Genomic DNA, 15,417 nt, shown 5'->3' on the forward strand with positions numbered 1-15,417 from the left:
CTACCAACTGAGCTATGCCGGATTAGTGGAGGCGCGAGCCGGAATCGAACCGGCGTGCAAGGATTTGCAGTCCTCTGCGTAACCACTCCGCCATCGCGCCTTCGCGTTGGCTGGCCGGTGTATAGCCCTATCGAATACAGGCCGTCAAGCACCCAATTTTAGATTTTTAAACAGAAAACAATCTGAAGATCGCCAACAAACAATTTGTGCGCGGATAAATCCATTCTGGATATGTTTTCAATATGTTTTCGCGAATAATTGCCGCTCTGCCGTTGATCCGTTGTTGTCAGTTGCCCATGTGCTGACTATAAACAGGGCAACATCTGTGACGTGGTTTTGGGGACAAAGACCGGTTGCAGGCTTTTTCTCGCGAGAATTTTCAGGTCAGATAAACATGGATTACCAAATCGCGCGCCATAACATGGTGGAAAATCAGGTTCGGACCAACAAGGTTACCGATCCCTTGGTCATCGCTGCGATGGAGGAGGTTCCACGCGAGCTGTTCCTGCCGGAAGGCAAGCGTGGCATTGCCTATGTCGATGAAGATATTCCTGTCGGAAATGGCCGATATGCGATGGAGCCGATGGTAATCGCACGCATGATGCAGTCTGCCGAGATTGCACGTAGCGACGTCGCGCTGGTGATTGGCGCAGGCTATGGCTATACGGGAGCAGTTCTTTCGCGCGTTGCCGAAACCGTGGTTGCGGTTGAAAGCGATAAGGAAATGGCATCCATCGCTGAAAAGACATTCCAGGCGCACAGCTATGACAATGTCATCGTGGTGGAAGGCAATCTTGCCGAGGGTTACGCCAAGCAGTCGCCGTATAATGTGATCGTCTTTGACGGTGCGGTTGCCGAAGTTCCTGCCAACATTCTTGATCAGCTTTCCGAGGGGGGGCGTTTGCTGGTTGTCGTTCGGGCACCTGGCAAGGTTGGTGTTGCGCGTCTTTACGAACGTGAAAACGGGGTCGTTGGGCATCGTGATCTGTTCGATGCCAACATTCCCTATCTTCCCGGGTTCGAACCGGCAGAAAGTTTCGTGTTCTGATATGATTTTGTTTTGCCCGGGGAAAACTCCGGGCAAAATTTTATGTAAACCGGTTCAGCAACCCGATCAGGAAAATAGAGCAGGTAAGCAGGTAAGCAGGTAAATGGTGCGCGATCTTCGATGCAGCGAACTGGCATCAAGTCTTGAAGGAAACAATCCCCTCGTACTTGTTGATGTGCGCGAAGATTGGGAATTGGAGATTTGCGCAATCGCGGGCGCGATCCATATACCTTTGGGCGAATTGGCGGACCGGGCAGGGGAACTTGCCCCCGAAAAACCGGTCGCACTTCTTTGCCATCATGGCGTTCGCAGTCGCCATGCCGCAATGCTGCTTGAGGATCGCGGATTTAAAGATGTTTTTAATGTTGCTGGCGGTATAGATGTCTGGGCGTTGGAAATCGACCCGGATATGACACGTTACGATTGATAATTTGATGGCGAAAAGGTCGGCATTTTTATTTTTTCTCAAACAAATGCCTCTTTTGTTGGAAAATATTCGTTCCGTCGTTACCATATGCGAAACTGCGCCGGGGTCGGGACTTGGTGTAGGATCTTACAAGGGTAGATAAATGTTAAAACGGTTCTTGCTGACCTGCAGTATTCTGGCCACTGGTGGCATCGTTGCCAATGGGGCCTCTGCAGAGAGCCTTGAAGAAGCTTTGATCAAGGCATATCAAAGCAACCCGACGCTGGAATCCGGTCGTGCGTCGCTTCGTGCCACGGATGAACAGGTTTCGCAGGCGCTGTCAAACTGGCGCCCGAACGTTTCGCTTTCGGGCGAAGCTGGCTTCCGGGACTTGGATACCGATCAAAATGGTACCGAAACGGACAATAGCCTGACGCCTTATACTGTCGGTGCAGAAGTTGTTCAGCCTCTCTATCGTGGTGGTCGTACCGTTGCTGAAACTGATCGGGCGGAAGCGCGTATCCGTGCGGCACGTGCGGCCCTGCGTTCTTCAGAACAGGATGTGCTGCTGCAGGTTGCAACGGCCTATTTCAACGTTTTGCGTGATACGGCAGTTGTCGAACTTAATCAGAATAACGTCCGCGTGCTTGAACGTCAGCTTGAAGCAACGCGTGACCGCTTCTCGGTTGGTGAAGTGACACGTACCGACGTCTCACAGGCCGAAGCCCGTCTTGCCGGTTCCAAGGCAGACCTGATCTCAGCCCAGGGTAACCTTGCCAATACCCGTGCCCAGTACGAGCGTCTGGTGGGTAACAAGCCTGATAATCTTGAAATTCCGAATCCGCTGTCGGGGCTTCCGACCAGTGTTACGGATGTTCTGGCGATTGCCCAGGAACAGCATCCTGATGTGGTTCAGGCCCAGTATACCGAAGATGCGGCAAAGTCTGACATCCGGCTGAGCGAAGGGTCGCTTTATCCGGAAGTCAATCTGAGTGCCGGTGTGCAGCGCGCTTACGAAGCCTCGCAGGAGGATCTGACCTCGGACAGTGCAGAAATACTCGCACAGGTCACCGTTCCGCTTTATCAGAAAGGTGCGGTTTATTCATCTGTTCGTGCGGCCAAGCAAACAGCCGGTCAGGCCCGGGTTCAGGTTGATGAGGCCCGTCGCGCCGTGATTGAAAATGCAACCAGTTCCTGGGAAACCCTCGTGACGGCACGTGCGAGCATCGAATCCCAGCAGGCGCAGGTATCATCTGCCGAGGTCGCTCTTGATGGAGTGCAGCGCGAAGCTTCTGTTGGTTCGCGTACCGTCCTTGACGTTCTAGATCAGGAACAGGAACTGCTTCAGGCACGTGTGAACCTTGTTGGTTCGCGCCGTGACGCAGCGGTTGCCGAATTCCAGGTCAAGGCGGCGATGGGAGCCTTGAATGCGCAGGTTCTCGGCCTTCCGGTCGAAATTTATGACACTGAATCCAACTATAACAAAGTCAAGGATCAGTGGTGGGGAACGGATTGACCTGATTGCTGACAGGGCCTTTGGGCCCTGTCAGACCTTGGGGAAGGGTCGGTTCGGTAATGAAATCTAGTGCGGAAGATAAAAAATGAGTGACGGGCAACAAGAACCTTCAATGGAGGACATCCTCCAGTCCATCCGCAAGATTCTTGCTGATGAAGGGGATGATGACAAGAAACAGGCCGCTCCTGAACCAGAACCGATGCCGGAACCAGAACCCGAACCGGAAATTGAAGAAGAGATCGACGAGCTCGAACTTGATGAAGAGCCCGAAGAACTTGAATTCGATGAAGAACCGGAAGAGCTTGAGCTTGACGAGCCCGAAGAAGAGCTCGAACTCGACGATATGCTCGATTTCGATGAAACCCCGGAAGAAGACGAATTCGAAGAACCTGAACCCGATCTGATGGATGACTTCGACGAACCGGAACCCGAACCGGCAATGCCGACGGTCTACGAGGACGACGAAGATGACGAGCCGCTGATTTCCCGTGCTACCGAAAACACGGCAACCGGAACCATCTCGGATTTGGCGCAAGCCGTTGCAAAGAAACGTGCCGTCGCCCTTGGCCTTAACGCTGGTCATATCACGCTTGAAGACCTTGTGCGCGATATGCTGCGTCCGTTGCTTAAGGAATGGCTTGACGAAAACCTTCCCTATATGATCGAACGCCTTGTGAAAAAGGAAATCGAGCGGATTGTGAACCGCGCCGAAGACCTGTAGGCGAGCCGAAATATGATTTACAGCGGCGCGCCAACGGTGCGCCGCTTTTTCTTTGTACAGTGATAAAACCCGCAGCGGATCAAAAGACCATGTTGGAGAAGACATATAGCCCGGCCGACGTTGAAGGCAGACTTTACGATAAATGGGAAAAATCGGGGGCGTTTGCCGCCGATCCGGCATCAGGTGCAAATCCCTATGTCATCATGATGCCGCCGCCCAACGTAACCGGCAGCCTCCATATGGGGCATGCACTGACCTTTACGCTTCAGGATATTCTGGTGCGCTATAACCGGATGTCGGGCAAGGATACGCTGTGGCAGCCCGGTACCGACCATGCCGGTATCGCGACACAGATGGTCGTTGAACGCCAGCTTGGCGAACAAAACGTGACGCGTCATGACCTTGGCCGCGAAAAGTTCATCGAAAAAGTCTGGGAATGGAAAGAAAAATCCGGCGGCACTATCACCAATCAGCTTCGCCGTCTGGGCGCATCACCAGATTGGCCACGTGAACGCTTTACCATGGACGATGGTCTGTCGGCTGCTGTTCGCAAGGTATTCGTTACCCTGCACAAACAGGGACTTATTTACCGTGACAAGCGTCTGGTCAACTGGGACCCGAAACTTCTGACCGCGATTTCCGATCTTGAAGTCGTTCAGAAAGAAGTCAAAGGCCATTACTGGCACTTCAAATACCCGATCGAGGGCAAGGAAGGCGAGTTCATCACCGTTGCGACCACGCGTCCGGAAACCATGTTGGGCGATACCGGTGTTGCGGTTCATCCTGATGATGAACGTTACAAGGATCTGATTGGTCAGTATTGCATTCTGCCAATCGTGGGACGCCGAATCAAAATCGTTGCTGATGAATATGCCGATCCTGAAAAGGGATCGGGTGCCGTTAAAATCACCCCAGCGCATGATTTCAACGACTTTGAAGTCGGCAAACGCAATGATCTCGAAAAAATCAACATCATGGATGATCATGCGCGCATCAATGATGACGCGCCGGAAGAATATCGTGGTCTGGATCGGTTCAAGGCACGCGAACTGATCGTTGGCAAAATGGAAGAACTCGGTCTGCTTGAAAAGATCGAAGACACCGTTCACATGGTGCCTTACGGCGACCGTTCAAACGTCGTGATCGAGCCGTACCTGACCGATCAGTGGTTTGTGAATGCCGAAGTTCTGGCCAAACCGGCGACCGAGGCAGTTGAAGACGGTCGTATCAAATTTGTGCCCAAGAACTGGGAAAACACCTATTTTGAATGGATGCGCAATATCCAGCCATGGTGCATATCGCGTCAGCTTTGGTGGGGACATCGCATTCCGGCATGGTTTGGTCCGGACGGTGAAATCTTTGTCGAGGAAACCGAAGAAAAAGCCTTGGCGGCGGCCAAGGCGCATTTCGGCAAGGATGTTGAACTTACCCAGGAAACCGACGTTCTTGATACGTGGTTCTCATCGGCATTATGGCCATTCTCGACCCTTGGCTGGCCGGATAAAACCCCGGAACTGAACAAATACTATCCGGGTGATGTGCTGGTTACCGGTTTTGACATCATCTTCTTCTGGGTTGCCCGCATGATCATGATGGGCATGCATTTCATGGACGGTAAAGTTCCGTTCAAGGATGTCTATATCCATGCGCTGGTCCGTGATGAACATGGTCAGAAGATGTCGAAATCCAAGGGCAACGTGATTGATCCGCTGGAACTGATTGACGAATATGGCTGTGACGCGCTGCGTCTGACCCTGACGGCACTGGCTGCTCAGGGCCGCGATATCAAGCTTGCAGCGTCCCGCGTTGAAGGGTATCGGAACTTCGCGACCAAGCTTTGGAATGCGGCACGTTTCGCTGAAATGAACGAATGCAAACCGGTCGACGGGTTCAATCCTGCCAATGTCAGTTCGACACTGGCACGCTGGATTGTCGGTAAGACCGCCGAGGCGGCAAAAACCGTTTCATCGGGCATCGAAAGCTATCGTTTCAATGATGCCGCGAACGGTGCTTATCAGTTTGTCTGGGGCACTTTCTGCGACTGGTATCTGGAACTGGCAAAACCGGTCCTTATGGGCCAGGACGAAGACGCCAAAGCCGAAATCCGGGCTGTGACTGCATGGGTTCTGGATCAGATTCTTCTGATCCTGCACCCGATCATGCCCTATATCACCGAAGAACTTTGGGAAAAGTCGGCTGATAATCGTGCGACGCTTCTGATGTCGCAGGCTTATCCGAAATTCGACGATGCACTGATTGACCGTGCCGCCGAAGATGAAATCGATCTTGCCATCCGCCTGATCGGTAATATTCGTGGTGTTCGTTCCGAAATGAACGTACCGCCTGCGGCTGAGGTTCCGATCTATCTGGTCGATGCATCCGATGCAATGAAGGCAGCCGTGTCCGCGCAGGAAGCCCAGGTTAAACGTCTGGCACGTGTGGCTGTGGTTGAATTCAAAGGGCAGGGCGATGTTGAAGCCATCGCCAAAGGGGCCATTCAGACCGTCGTTGACGGTGTAACCGTCTTCGTTTCGGTTGCCGATTTCATCAATGTCGTGGCCGAAAAGTCGCGCCTTGAGAAGGAAATCGACGGCAAAACCAAATATATCAAGGGTCAGGAAGGCAAATTGTCGAACGAAAGTTTCGTCAGCCGTGCGCCTGAACATATTGTCGCGACCGAAAAAGCCAAGCTTGAAGAAGCGCGCGATACCCTTGCCAAACTTCAGGAAGCTCACGCCCGCATCGCGGCGATGTAATTCCGGTTGTTGTGATCACGTCAAAGGGCCAGTCCATCGGATTGGCCCTTTTGCGTTTCATTCACTCTGATCTTTGACGAATTTTGAAATTCATCCTCGCCAGAGTTATAGAATCGCATAAATTGGCGACCAACCGTTATCTCGCTATCTGACGCAACTTTATCCCGATGATGGGCCGAACCGTAAAATGCTGATTGAAGAATGCCCTTATATCGAACCGCTTGATGCCTACGGTGCCTTTGCCGGGTTCGCAGACAGTCATTTTCTTGATTCCGGTGACCGGGACCGCTTTGCTTATGTTGTTGCATCGCCGTTGCATAAACTGACTGCCAAGAACGGGCAGGTGAAGCTTGACGGTTTTCCCGTTCCCGGTGATCCGTTCGGGGTTCTTGCCGATCTGATGGCACGCTATCGCGTGGAAGCCGGTCCGGATTTACCCCCGTTTCAGGGCGGGGCTGTCGGTTATTTCGGTTATGAGCTTGCCCAACAGCTCGAAACGCTCCCCCAAGCTCCGCAGGACTGGCTCAACATGCCCGACATAGCGGTTGGCATCTATGACCTTGTCATCGCATTCGATCAGCTTGATCGCCGCATGTGGCTTATTTCGACGGGGATTCCCGAAACATCGCCGACTGCACGGAAAAAACGTGCGGCTGATCGCATCGGGATTATTCGTAAGTACCTTCGGTTTGCACGGCCAATGCTTGAAACGCCCGAAATTCCTCATACGCCAGATATCATGCCGTGGCAGTCGAATTTTGATCGTGTCGGCTACGAAGGTGCCGTGCAGACCGTCGTTGATTACATCCATGCCGGGGATATTTTTCAGGCTAACCTGTCGCAAAGTTTCCGGGCCGAATATGCTTATGATGTCATTCCCAAACGGTTTGACCTTTATCGCCGCCTCAGCCTTGCCAGTCCGGCACCATTCGGGGCTTTCCTGAATTTTGGCGATGTGGCAGTCCTGTCCAATTCGCCCGAGCGGTTTCTGAAGGTCGCGGATGGGCAGGTGGAAACCAGACCGATCAAGGGCACACGCAGGCGCGGGGCCATGCCTGTCGAGGATGCCGAACTCGCACAGGAATTGATGTTATCTGCGAAAGATCGCGCAGAAAATATTATGATTGTTGATCTTCTGCGTAACGATTTATCGAAAGTATGCAAGCCGCATAGCGTAAAGACGCCGCAGATTTGTACGCTTGAGAGTTATGCAAATGTCCATCATTTGGTTTCGACTGTGACCGGGGAATTGCAGGATGGCAAGTCTGCTGTCGATTTGCTAGCAGCCTGTTTCCCGGGCGGTTCGATTACAGGCGCACCAAAAATCCGCGCAATGGAAATCATTACCGAACTTGAAGGATCGACGCGTGGTGCGTATTGCGGAGCAATCGGCTTTATCGGCTTTAATGGCAGCATGGATACCAATATTGCGATCCGAAGCATTTGTGTAAATGGCGGTCGCATGGCGTTCAATGTAGGTGGTGGAATCGTCGCCGATAGCATTCCCGCTGCTGAATATGATGAGACGCTGGTCAAGGCCGCCAAGATATTCGAAGCATTGGGGATCCGGCCCTATGCGGTGTAAGATGGTTGACCTTATGCATTATCATCAACGCACTCATGGACGGATCGGGTTGAAATGATCCTGCTGATCGACAATTACGATTCCTTTGTTTTCAATCTGGCGCGCTATTTCGTGGAGCTTGGACAGAAGGTTGATGTCGTGCGCAATGATCGGATCGATGTTGATGAAGTACGTCGGTTGAATCCCGATGCCATCGTCTTTTCCCCCGGACCATGCGGCCCGGATGAAGCGGGAAACAGTATCGACCTGATTACCAAATTATCCGGCGATTACCCGATGCTGGGGGTCTGCCTGGGGCATCAGTCGATTGCACGGGCATTTGGTGGCGTCGTAAAACGCGCAAATCGGCCGGTACATGGCATGACATCGGCAATTGATCACAATGGTTCGGCACTGTTTAACGGTATCAAATCTCCGCTGACGGTAACGCGCTATCACTCGCTGGTTGTTGATCTTCCGCTGGATGGCACTTTGGTTCAGACCGCGACGGGACCGGACGGCGAAATCATGGCTTTTGCCCATCGGGATCTGCCGATCTTTGGTGTCCAATTCCATCCCGAAGCCGTCTTGACCGAGCAGGGACATGATTTGTTGTCTAACTTCCTTGCCATTGCCGGTGCGACCGTTCCGCGAAAGGCTGCGTCGTGACGAAAGTCTGGCTTAATAGCAATATCATTGGTCAGACGGATGCGCATATTGCCGTCACGGATCGCGGATTGCTGTTGGGAGATGGTTTTTTTGAAACCATGCGGGCCCATAAGGGCAGGGTTGCATGGCTTGAGCGGCATCTTGATCGTTTGACCAGCCATGCCGAATTAATCGGCCTTGATCCGATATTGCTGCCTAATGCCCAAACAGTTGCCGAAGCTATCGCATCGCTTTGTATGGAACTTGGTGGGAATGATGCGGTTATTCGCCTGACCGTTACGCGTGGTAGCGGCCCGCGCGGTTTATTGCCACCCCAGGATTGCCATCCCACGGTTCTTATAACGGCGTCATCCTTTATCAAACCGGCAAAGGATGAGGGATTGATCCTTGCGACGTCAAAACGGGTTCGGCGCAATCCGTGGTCGATTGCAGGCAAGGTCAAAAGCCTTAACTATCTCGACAATATAGCAGCGCGACAGGAAGTCGCCGCTTGTGGCGCGGACGAGGCACTCGTTCTTTCTGTTGATGGTTCTGTCGCGGAAACAACAATCGCCAACCTGTTCGGGATTCGTGACAACACGTTTTATACTGCACCTGCCAATTGCGGAATTCTTGCCGGGTTGGCACGGAAATTCGTCATTGATTGGTGTCGAGATCAGGCGGTTGCCGTCCACGAGGAGTCTATCGATCTGAAAGACCTGCTGTCAATGGATTTGGTTTTTGTCTGTAACGCATTGCAGGGAATAAGGTTTGTTCGCTCGATTGATGGCGTTGCTTTTGACTTTGATCAGGCGAAACACGATCCCGCTATGCAATTGGTGAGTGATTTTGAAAAATCACTATGCCTTGGTATAGATGTTTAACTAAAATTAACTTCAATCGGGCATTTTCGTTTCCCACGCCTTTTGACGGGAATGCACATGACCGCGTCTTCAACAAAATCGGAACTGACCTTAGCAAGGTTCGTTGAAAACCTGCGCAAACACGGGGCCAATGGCAAGCGGTCGATTGTTGCAATTTTGAATATCCCCGTATCCTTGCGCCTTGAACCGCAGGATTATCAGGATATTTCGCGTGATGCATTTCATCATCTGCCTGAAAAGACCCAAGAATATCGTCTTGAAAACGGTATGGTCGCTTTTATTCGTCCATCCAAATCGTTTGGTGAAACCGATACGTTTTTGACCAGTGTGACCGAAACGCTCAAGGACGTTATCCATCGACAGGGTTTGGGCGACATCCCGCAAAAGCTTTGGAACGAATTTTCCTGGCCAGAAGACCGCAAGGCAATGTTTGGTTTGTTGGGGCTTCCTGAAGAAAACCATTTTCCAAACGAAAGCCTGCAACGCTTTGATATGGCCGAAATGCTGCGTTCTGCCATCACTGATGAAGCGGTTTTCGATTCCTGTCGCCGTCAGGCTATTCTGGAATTTCACGACAGCCGTCGCGAAATCCTTGGCCATGAACTTTATTGTTCGCTGGATTATCTGCGTCAGCACCATCTTGCCAGTTTCCTTCTGGAAGGCCCGGGCGAGGTTGAAATCCTGTCGCGCGTGCTTGATGAGAAGGTGATGGATGTCACCAAAAGTCTGGCCCCTCAAATGCTGCCGGATACCTTGCATCTGAATATGATGGTGCAAACGGTATTCAGTGATCGCTTTGCCGAGTTTCTGGGCTCGGAAGACAGTCGTTTTGCTGAAAATCTGGCGATTGAAATCTCGCTTGAAAATGCGATTTCAGATTGGTGGGAATTCGAAGATGCCTGCAATCTGCTGCATTCTGCTGGCGTGCGTGTGGGGCTTGATCGTATCACCTTGCCATCGCTTGAATTCCTGTCGCCTCAAAAGATCAATGTCGATTTCGTCAAGGTGATCTGGGATCAGAACATTATCGGCTCCAAACGGGCTGACGCGACAGACAGGCTTCGCGAATTTGCTTCTGTTTTTGCCGACCGCAACCTGATTCTGACCCGGTGTGACAGTCGCACGGCACTGCGCATGGGCCGAAGCCTTGGTGTGGATGCGTTTCAGGGAAGCTACATCGACGCGCTTTTGGGGAAATACCTGCATAAGGAATGTAAATCGCGTAATACCACTTCGGATCGTAAATGTGCTGTATGTCAGTGGGCACCGCGCGAATTACGCAAAAATGGTTGCGAATTTCATTTCAGGGCTGGAAAAATTCTGGCCGAGATTTGACCTTGTCGCCCTACTACCCGGCAACACAGTGTTTCCACTGACACCCTGTATGGGGGTTTGACAACAATCTTTCCATTTTCTAAAGTGAAGAGGTCTGATCAAGGTGGTCAGGCATGTCGTTGAAACACGGCGCTTATTCTCAGGGCAGGGTGAAATTCCTGACCGGCGGTAATCCTGATTTCAGGGAAGCCCGCGAGCGCCTGCCAAAGCAATTTGGCAGGGTCAGCAGATCCGGTGAGATTCCGGAGCCGACGGTAACAGTCCGGATGGGAGAGGATAAAGCGTGGCGGATAACGGGGGAACCTGTTGTCGTCAGCCTATGACTGGCGTGCGGCTTTGCCGTGCGTGCAGACCTTTCTTTTGATGCCTTGATTCGTAAGCTCCTTAAACGGAGAACCGTTATGAATCAGAGTGTTCATCAGGAACCGGAACTTTCGATCTTTGGCGATCCGATCGCACGTATGGAACGTGCACTTTCGGATTTGCGCAATGGCAAGGGGGTTCTGGTCGTCGATGATGAAGATCGCGAAAATGAAGGCGATCTTATTTTTTCCGCAGAAAATCTGACCAATGAACAGATGGCGATGCTGATCCGCGATTGCAGCGGCATTGTCTGCCTGTGTCTGACCGATGAAATGGCAACTGCACTTGATCTACCGCCGATGGTTGCCAACAACACGTCGAGCATGGGAACCGGTTTTACCGTTTCCATCGAGGCAAAGGTTGGCGTGACCACCGGTGTTTCCGCTGCTGATCGCGTGACTACGGTCAAAACCGCAATTGCCGATGGAGCAAAGCCGGATGACCTTGCCCGTCCGGGGCACGTCTTCCCGCTACGTGCGCGTGCAGGGGGTGTTCTGGAACGTCGCGGTCATACCGAAGGAACGGTTGATCTGATGCGTCTGGCGGGCTTTAAACCGGCAGGTGTTCTTTGCGAAGTCACCAATCCGGACGGCACAATGGCGCGTTTACCGGAACTGATTGCCTACGCACAGCAGCACGACATTGTTGTGATCAGCATCGAAGATATCGTTGCCTATCGCGGCGTTTTACAGCTTGCCGCGGAATAGATATGTCAGACAGGGACCGTCTGGGGGTGAGAGTTTAATCTGACTTTGCGCTTCTTGGGCCCTTGGCGAGCGAGTAGCACGACAAATTTGCGCACTTGGCAAGGCTTGCTTCATGCTTTGCCCAAGCTGAAAGGCAGCAGAGTTTTTCTGCTGCCTTTTGCGTTCGATGACTTTGTATTGCCGGGCCGCGAACGATCCTTGATCAGTCGTCGATCATGCACCAGACCGGGGTGTGATCCGATGCCTTTTCCTTGGCGCGCGGGTCGCGATCAATATCCGATGCGCTGAGCCGGTCGGCTGCGGCCGGAGTCAACAGCAGGTGATCGATGCGAAGCCCGTTATCCTTGTTCCACGCCCCCGCACGGTAATCCCACCAGCTATATTGGTGGCCCTGCGGATTGAAGGTCCGGAATGCGTCGGTGTAGCCCATATTCATCATGGTTCGCAGTTTTTTGCGTTCCACGGTCGAACATAGAACGGTTTCGTGCAGCTTGATCGGGTCGTAAACATCCGAGTCATCCGGCGCGATGTTGTAGTCACCGCCCATAACGGCGGCGTCGCCACTTTCACGGATTTTCTCAAAACGCTTGATCAGGCGATCCAGGAAGTTCAGCTTATATTCGAATTTCTCCGATCCGACCTCGCTTCCCATCGGGACGTAGATCGATGCCACACGAATCGGACGATTTCCCGATATAGTGGCTTCGATATAGCGTGCCTGTTCGTCGTTGTCATTGCCCGGCAGGCCGCGTTCGACATCTTCAATCGGGAATTTTGACAGGATCGCCACCCCATTATAGGTCTTCTGGCCGTGCAGGGCGATGTTATAGCCAAGATCCTCGATTTCCATAGCCGGGAAGCTGTCATCGACAGTTTTGGTTTCCTGAAGCAGGACAACATCGGGCTTTGCGTCGCCAAGCCATTCAAGGATATTGGGCAGGCGAGCCTTGATCGAGTTGACGTTCCATGTGGCGATTTTCATGCGGGCCTCGATGTTCAGGATGAATTTTGCGGCTTTATGCACAGACATAACAGCATTATGTCCAAACAAAAACGAGGTCCGTGAAACACGAACCCCGCTTTATAAATCGTTTTTCCGACGCGGATCAAACCGAGAAACTGGATCCGCAACCGCACGATGATGTTGCGTTTGGATTATTCACACGAAACGCTGCACCAACCAGTTCGCGGACAAAATCGATTTCCGCACCGCCGAGAAGATCAAGCGATACGTCATCAATCACCATTTTCGCGCCGTGATTTTCGAAAATGTGGTCTTCATCGGTCTTGTCGGAATCAAGCGAGAATTCATACTGAAAACCGCTACACCCGCCACCGGAAACCTGAAGACGCAACATCAGGCCTGACTTTCCATCGCTGGCAATCAGTTCCTGAATACGTTTTGCGGCACTTTCGGTCATCTGGACCTGCCGGGCAGTTTCCGTCATTCGACACTCCTTGATGTGCTATCCCGAAATATTCCAGTTACCGGATATTCACGGGCAACCCAACGGGTATATTGACGATCATGGTGGCAACTTTAACACAGCCTGATCGCGTTCCTTAAGGGTCTATTTAGTGTGCATGGCAGAAATGTCAAAACCTGAGAGCAGGGCCACTAAGCGGTTGCTTGCGTTTTGATGCGAAATGTCCCAAAACAGCCACATCAAAATGGTTGTGATAAACCATGAACGAAATTTGCAAAGACCAAAAGTGATGAATGTTTTCAGCCTGTTGAAAAGCGACATCGAGAACCAGATTCTCGCCCTTGAAAAAGACGGCGTTTTGCCCGCTGGCAGCGATACCGCACGTATCACGGTCGAACCGCCGCGCGATGCCGCTCATGGCGATGCCGCGACCAATGCCGCGATGCTGCTTTCCAAGGCTGCGGGGATGAAGCCACGTGATCTGGCAGAAAAGCTTGCCGAAAAACTCGGCACGCTTGATCATATCGAACAGGTCGAGATCGCCGGGCCCGGCTTCATCAATCTACGAATGGCCGATGATTTCTGGCTGTCACAGATCACCGAAGTGCTTGAAAACGGTAAGACCTATGGCAACAGCAATCTTGGTGCAAACACCAAGATGAATGTCGAATATGTCTCGGCCAATCCGACCGGCCCGATGCATGTCGGCCATTGCCGCGGGGCGGTTGTTGGCGATGTTCTGGCAAATCTGCTGGCCAAGGCCGGTTATGACGTGACCAAGGAATATTACATCAACGATGCCGGTGCGCAGGTCGATGTTCTGGCGCGATCCCTGCATCTGCGTTACCGCGAAGCGCTTGGCGAAACCATTGATGAAATTCCGGCTGGTCTTTATCCGGGCGATTATCTGGTGGCACCGGGCAAAAAGCTTGCGGCACGTGATGGCGATAAATGGGTCAAGGCACCCGAAGAAGACTGGCTGGAAGAGTTCCGAGGTTTTGCGATTGTCGAGATGATGGCATTGATCAAGGAAGATCTGCGTCTTCTGGGCGTTGATCACGACGTCTTTACGTCTGAAGCCGGACTTGTTGCCGCAGGCAAGGTGCAGGCCGCGTTCGAGCATCTGGAGAAAAAGGGCGACATTTATGTCGGCGTTCTGGAACCGCCAAAAGGCAAAACGCCCGATGATTGGGAACCGCGCCCGCAGACGCTGTTCCGGGCGACTGAATTTGGTGATGATGTTGACCGCCCTCTGAAAAAGTCGGATGGCAGTTGGACCTATTTTGCGTCCGACATTGCCTATCACTTTGACAAATACGAACGTGGTTTCAACCACATGATCGATATTTTCGGTGCTGATCATGGCGGTTACGTCAAACGTATGAAAGCCGCGACCAAGGCGATTACGGGCGGCGAGGGCGACCTTGATGTCAAGCTTTGCCAATTGGTCAGCCTATTTGACAATGGTGAGCCGGTTAAAATGTCCAAACGTGCCGGAACGTTCGTGACCCTGCGTGATGTGGTTGAACGCGTTGGTAAGGATGTCGTGCGGTTCATCATGTTGACGCGCAAGAACGACGCGACGCTTGATTTTGACTTTGCCAAAGTGACCGAACAGTCCAAAGACAACCCGGTATTTTACGTTCAATACGCCCATGCCCGCGTTAATTCGGTATTCCGTCAGGCGCGCGAAGCGTTCCCTAATCAGGATTTCTCGGATGCGGCACTGGTCGGGGCCGATCTATCGGCTTTGGTGTCGGAAGATGAAAAGATGCTGGTGCGTCGGATGGCTGAATGGCCGCGTATTGTTGAACAGGCCGCCGTTGCACATGAGCCACATCGTATCGCATTCTTCCTGAGCGAAATTGCTGCCGAATTCCACGCCTTGTGGAACAAGGGGCGTGACAATACCGCATTGCGTTTCATCGTTGCCGATGATCTGGCGGTGACGCAGGCGCGCCTTGCCATGATCCGTGCTGCCGCATTGGTTATTGCGTCCGGTCTTGATGTGCTGGGCGTTGACCCGGTCGAGGAGATGTAAT

13 protein-coding genes, 1 tRNA gene and 1 riboswitch are annotated in these 15,417 nt (G+C 52.4%); of the genes, 11 read left to right on the forward strand and 3 right to left on the reverse strand.

Annotation, left to right across the window (positions count from 1 at the left end):
* Positions 1 to 26: 26 nt before the first annotated feature.
* Positions 27 to 100: transfer RNA gene (locus SMB34_RS19290), tRNA-Cys, on the reverse strand.
* A gap of 294 nt (positions 101 to 394) precedes the next feature.
* Here SMB34_RS19290 and SMB34_RS19295 point away from each other — a divergent pair.
* From SMB34_RS19295 to ribB, 10 genes are all read left to right on the forward strand, one after another.
* Complete coding sequence (locus tag SMB34_RS19295) at positions 395 to 1,048, forward strand: protein-L-isoaspartate O-methyltransferase family protein (RefSeq protein WP_007089653.1); 654 nt, start codon at positions 395 to 397, stop codon at positions 1,046 to 1,048.
* 103 nt (positions 1,049 to 1,151) lie between these two features.
* Entirely contained in the window at positions 1,152 to 1,475 is a 324-nt protein-coding gene (locus tag SMB34_RS19300; protein ID WP_007089652.1) for a rhodanese-like domain-containing protein, read from the forward strand.
* 142 nt (positions 1,476 to 1,617) lie between these two features.
* Entirely contained in the window at positions 1,618 to 2,970 is a 1,353-nt protein-coding gene (locus tag SMB34_RS19305) for a TolC family outer membrane protein (RefSeq protein WP_007089651.1), read from the forward strand.
* Positions 2,971 to 3,082: 112 nt separating this feature from the next.
* On the forward strand, positions 3,083 to 3,691 hold the full coding sequence (locus SMB34_RS19310) for a DUF2497 domain-containing protein (protein ID WP_007089650.1): 609 nt from the start codon (positions 3,083 to 3,085) through the stop codon (positions 3,689 to 3,691).
* Positions 3,692 to 3,780: 89 nt separating this feature from the next.
* Complete coding sequence (locus SMB34_RS19315) at positions 3,781 to 6,447, forward strand: valine--tRNA ligase (protein ID WP_037992503.1); 2,667 nt, start codon at positions 3,781 to 3,783, stop codon at positions 6,445 to 6,447.
* Positions 6,448 to 6,634: 187 nt separating this feature from the next.
* Entirely contained in the window at positions 6,635 to 8,032 is a 1,398-nt protein-coding gene (gene pabB / locus SMB34_RS19320) for an aminodeoxychorismate synthase component I (RefSeq protein WP_007089648.1), read from the forward strand.
* A 54-nt stretch (positions 8,033 to 8,086) separates the two neighbouring features.
* A complete protein-coding gene (locus SMB34_RS19325; protein WP_007089647.1) occupies positions 8,087 to 8,680 on the forward strand; it encodes an anthranilate synthase component II in 594 nt (197 codons plus the stop codon).
* Complete coding sequence (locus SMB34_RS19330) at positions 8,677 to 9,543, forward strand: aminotransferase class IV (RefSeq protein WP_037992505.1); 867 nt, start codon at positions 8,677 to 8,679, stop codon at positions 9,541 to 9,543. Before SMB34_RS19325 ends, SMB34_RS19330 begins: the two co-directional genes overlap by 4 nt.
* Positions 9,544 to 9,600: 57 nt before the next feature.
* Entirely contained in the window at positions 9,601 to 10,878 is a 1,278-nt protein-coding gene (locus SMB34_RS19335) for an EAL domain-containing protein (RefSeq protein ID WP_037992632.1), read from the forward strand.
* A 131-nt stretch (positions 10,879 to 11,009) separates the two neighbouring features.
* Positions 11,010 to 11,160, forward strand: a riboswitch (FMN riboswitch).
* 119 nt (positions 11,161 to 11,279) lie between these two features.
* Complete coding sequence (gene ribB / locus SMB34_RS19345; RefSeq protein WP_007089643.1) at positions 11,280 to 11,948, forward strand: 3,4-dihydroxy-2-butanone-4-phosphate synthase; 669 nt, start codon at positions 11,280 to 11,282, stop codon at positions 11,946 to 11,948.
* 202 nt (positions 11,949 to 12,150) lie between these two features.
* Here ribB and xth read toward each other — a convergent pair whose 3' ends face one another.
* Together xth and erpA are read right to left on the reverse strand one after the other, a co-directional pair.
* Complete coding sequence (gene xth / locus SMB34_RS19350; protein WP_007089642.1) at positions 12,151 to 12,978, reverse strand: exodeoxyribonuclease III; 828 nt, start codon at positions 12,976 to 12,978, stop codon at positions 12,151 to 12,153.
* 76 nt (positions 12,979 to 13,054) lie between these two features.
* Positions 13,055 to 13,396 (reverse strand): iron-sulfur cluster insertion protein ErpA, encoded by a 342-nt coding sequence (gene erpA, locus SMB34_RS19355; protein WP_007089641.1) that lies wholly within the window; start codon positions 13,394 to 13,396, stop codon positions 13,055 to 13,057.
* Between the two features lie 268 nt (positions 13,397 to 13,664).
* Between erpA and argS the strand changes: the two genes are divergently transcribed.
* Positions 13,665 to 15,416 (forward strand): arginine--tRNA ligase, encoded by a 1,752-nt coding sequence (argS, locus tag SMB34_RS19360; protein ID WP_037992507.1) that lies wholly within the window; start codon positions 13,665 to 13,667, stop codon positions 15,414 to 15,416.
* Position 15,417 lies beyond the last annotated feature (1 nt).

It is taken from the genome of Thalassospira permensis NBRC 106175 (assembly GCF_000714555.1).
GTDB classification, from domain to species: domain Bacteria; phylum Pseudomonadota; class Alphaproteobacteria; order Rhodospirillales; family Thalassospiraceae; genus Thalassospira; species Thalassospira xiamenensis.

Bases quoted from the DNA above. Each gene is read 5' to 3' on its own strand.
- SMB34_RS19305 (WP_007089651.1), top strand. From the start codon at position 1,618: ATGTTAAAACGGTTCTTGCTGACCTGCAGTATTCTGGCCACTGGTGGC.
- SMB34_RS19315 (WP_037992503.1), top strand. From the start codon at position 3,781: ATGTTGGAGAAGACATATAGCCCGGCCGACGTTGAAGGCAGACTTTAC.
- SMB34_RS19295 (WP_007089653.1), top strand. From the start codon at position 395: ATGGATTACCAAATCGCGCGCCATAACATGGTGGAAAATCAGGTTCGG.
- argS (WP_037992507.1), top strand. From the start codon at position 13,665: ATGAATGTTTTCAGCCTGTTGAAAAGCGACATCGAGAACCAGATTCTC.
- erpA (WP_007089641.1), bottom strand. From the start codon at position 13,396: ATGACGGAAACTGCCCGGCAGGTCCAGATGACCGAAAGTGCCGCAAAA.
- SMB34_RS19300 (WP_007089652.1), top strand. From the start codon at position 1,152: ATGGTGCGCGATCTTCGATGCAGCGAACTGGCATCAAGTCTTGAAGGA.
- SMB34_RS19310 (WP_007089650.1), top strand. From the start codon at position 3,083: ATGGAGGACATCCTCCAGTCCATCCGCAAGATTCTTGCTGATGAAGGG.
- xth (WP_007089642.1), bottom strand. From the start codon at position 12,978: ATGTCTGTGCATAAAGCCGCAAAATTCATCCTGAACATCGAGGCCCGC.
- SMB34_RS19335 (WP_037992632.1), top strand. From the start codon at position 9,601: ATGACCGCGTCTTCAACAAAATCGGAACTGACCTTAGCAAGGTTCGTT.
- pabB (WP_007089648.1), top strand. From the start codon at position 6,635: ATGCTGATTGAAGAATGCCCTTATATCGAACCGCTTGATGCCTACGGT.
- SMB34_RS19325 (WP_007089647.1), top strand. From the start codon at position 8,087: ATGATCCTGCTGATCGACAATTACGATTCCTTTGTTTTCAATCTGGCG.
- ribB (WP_007089643.1), top strand. From the start codon at position 11,280: ATGAATCAGAGTGTTCATCAGGAACCGGAACTTTCGATCTTTGGCGAT.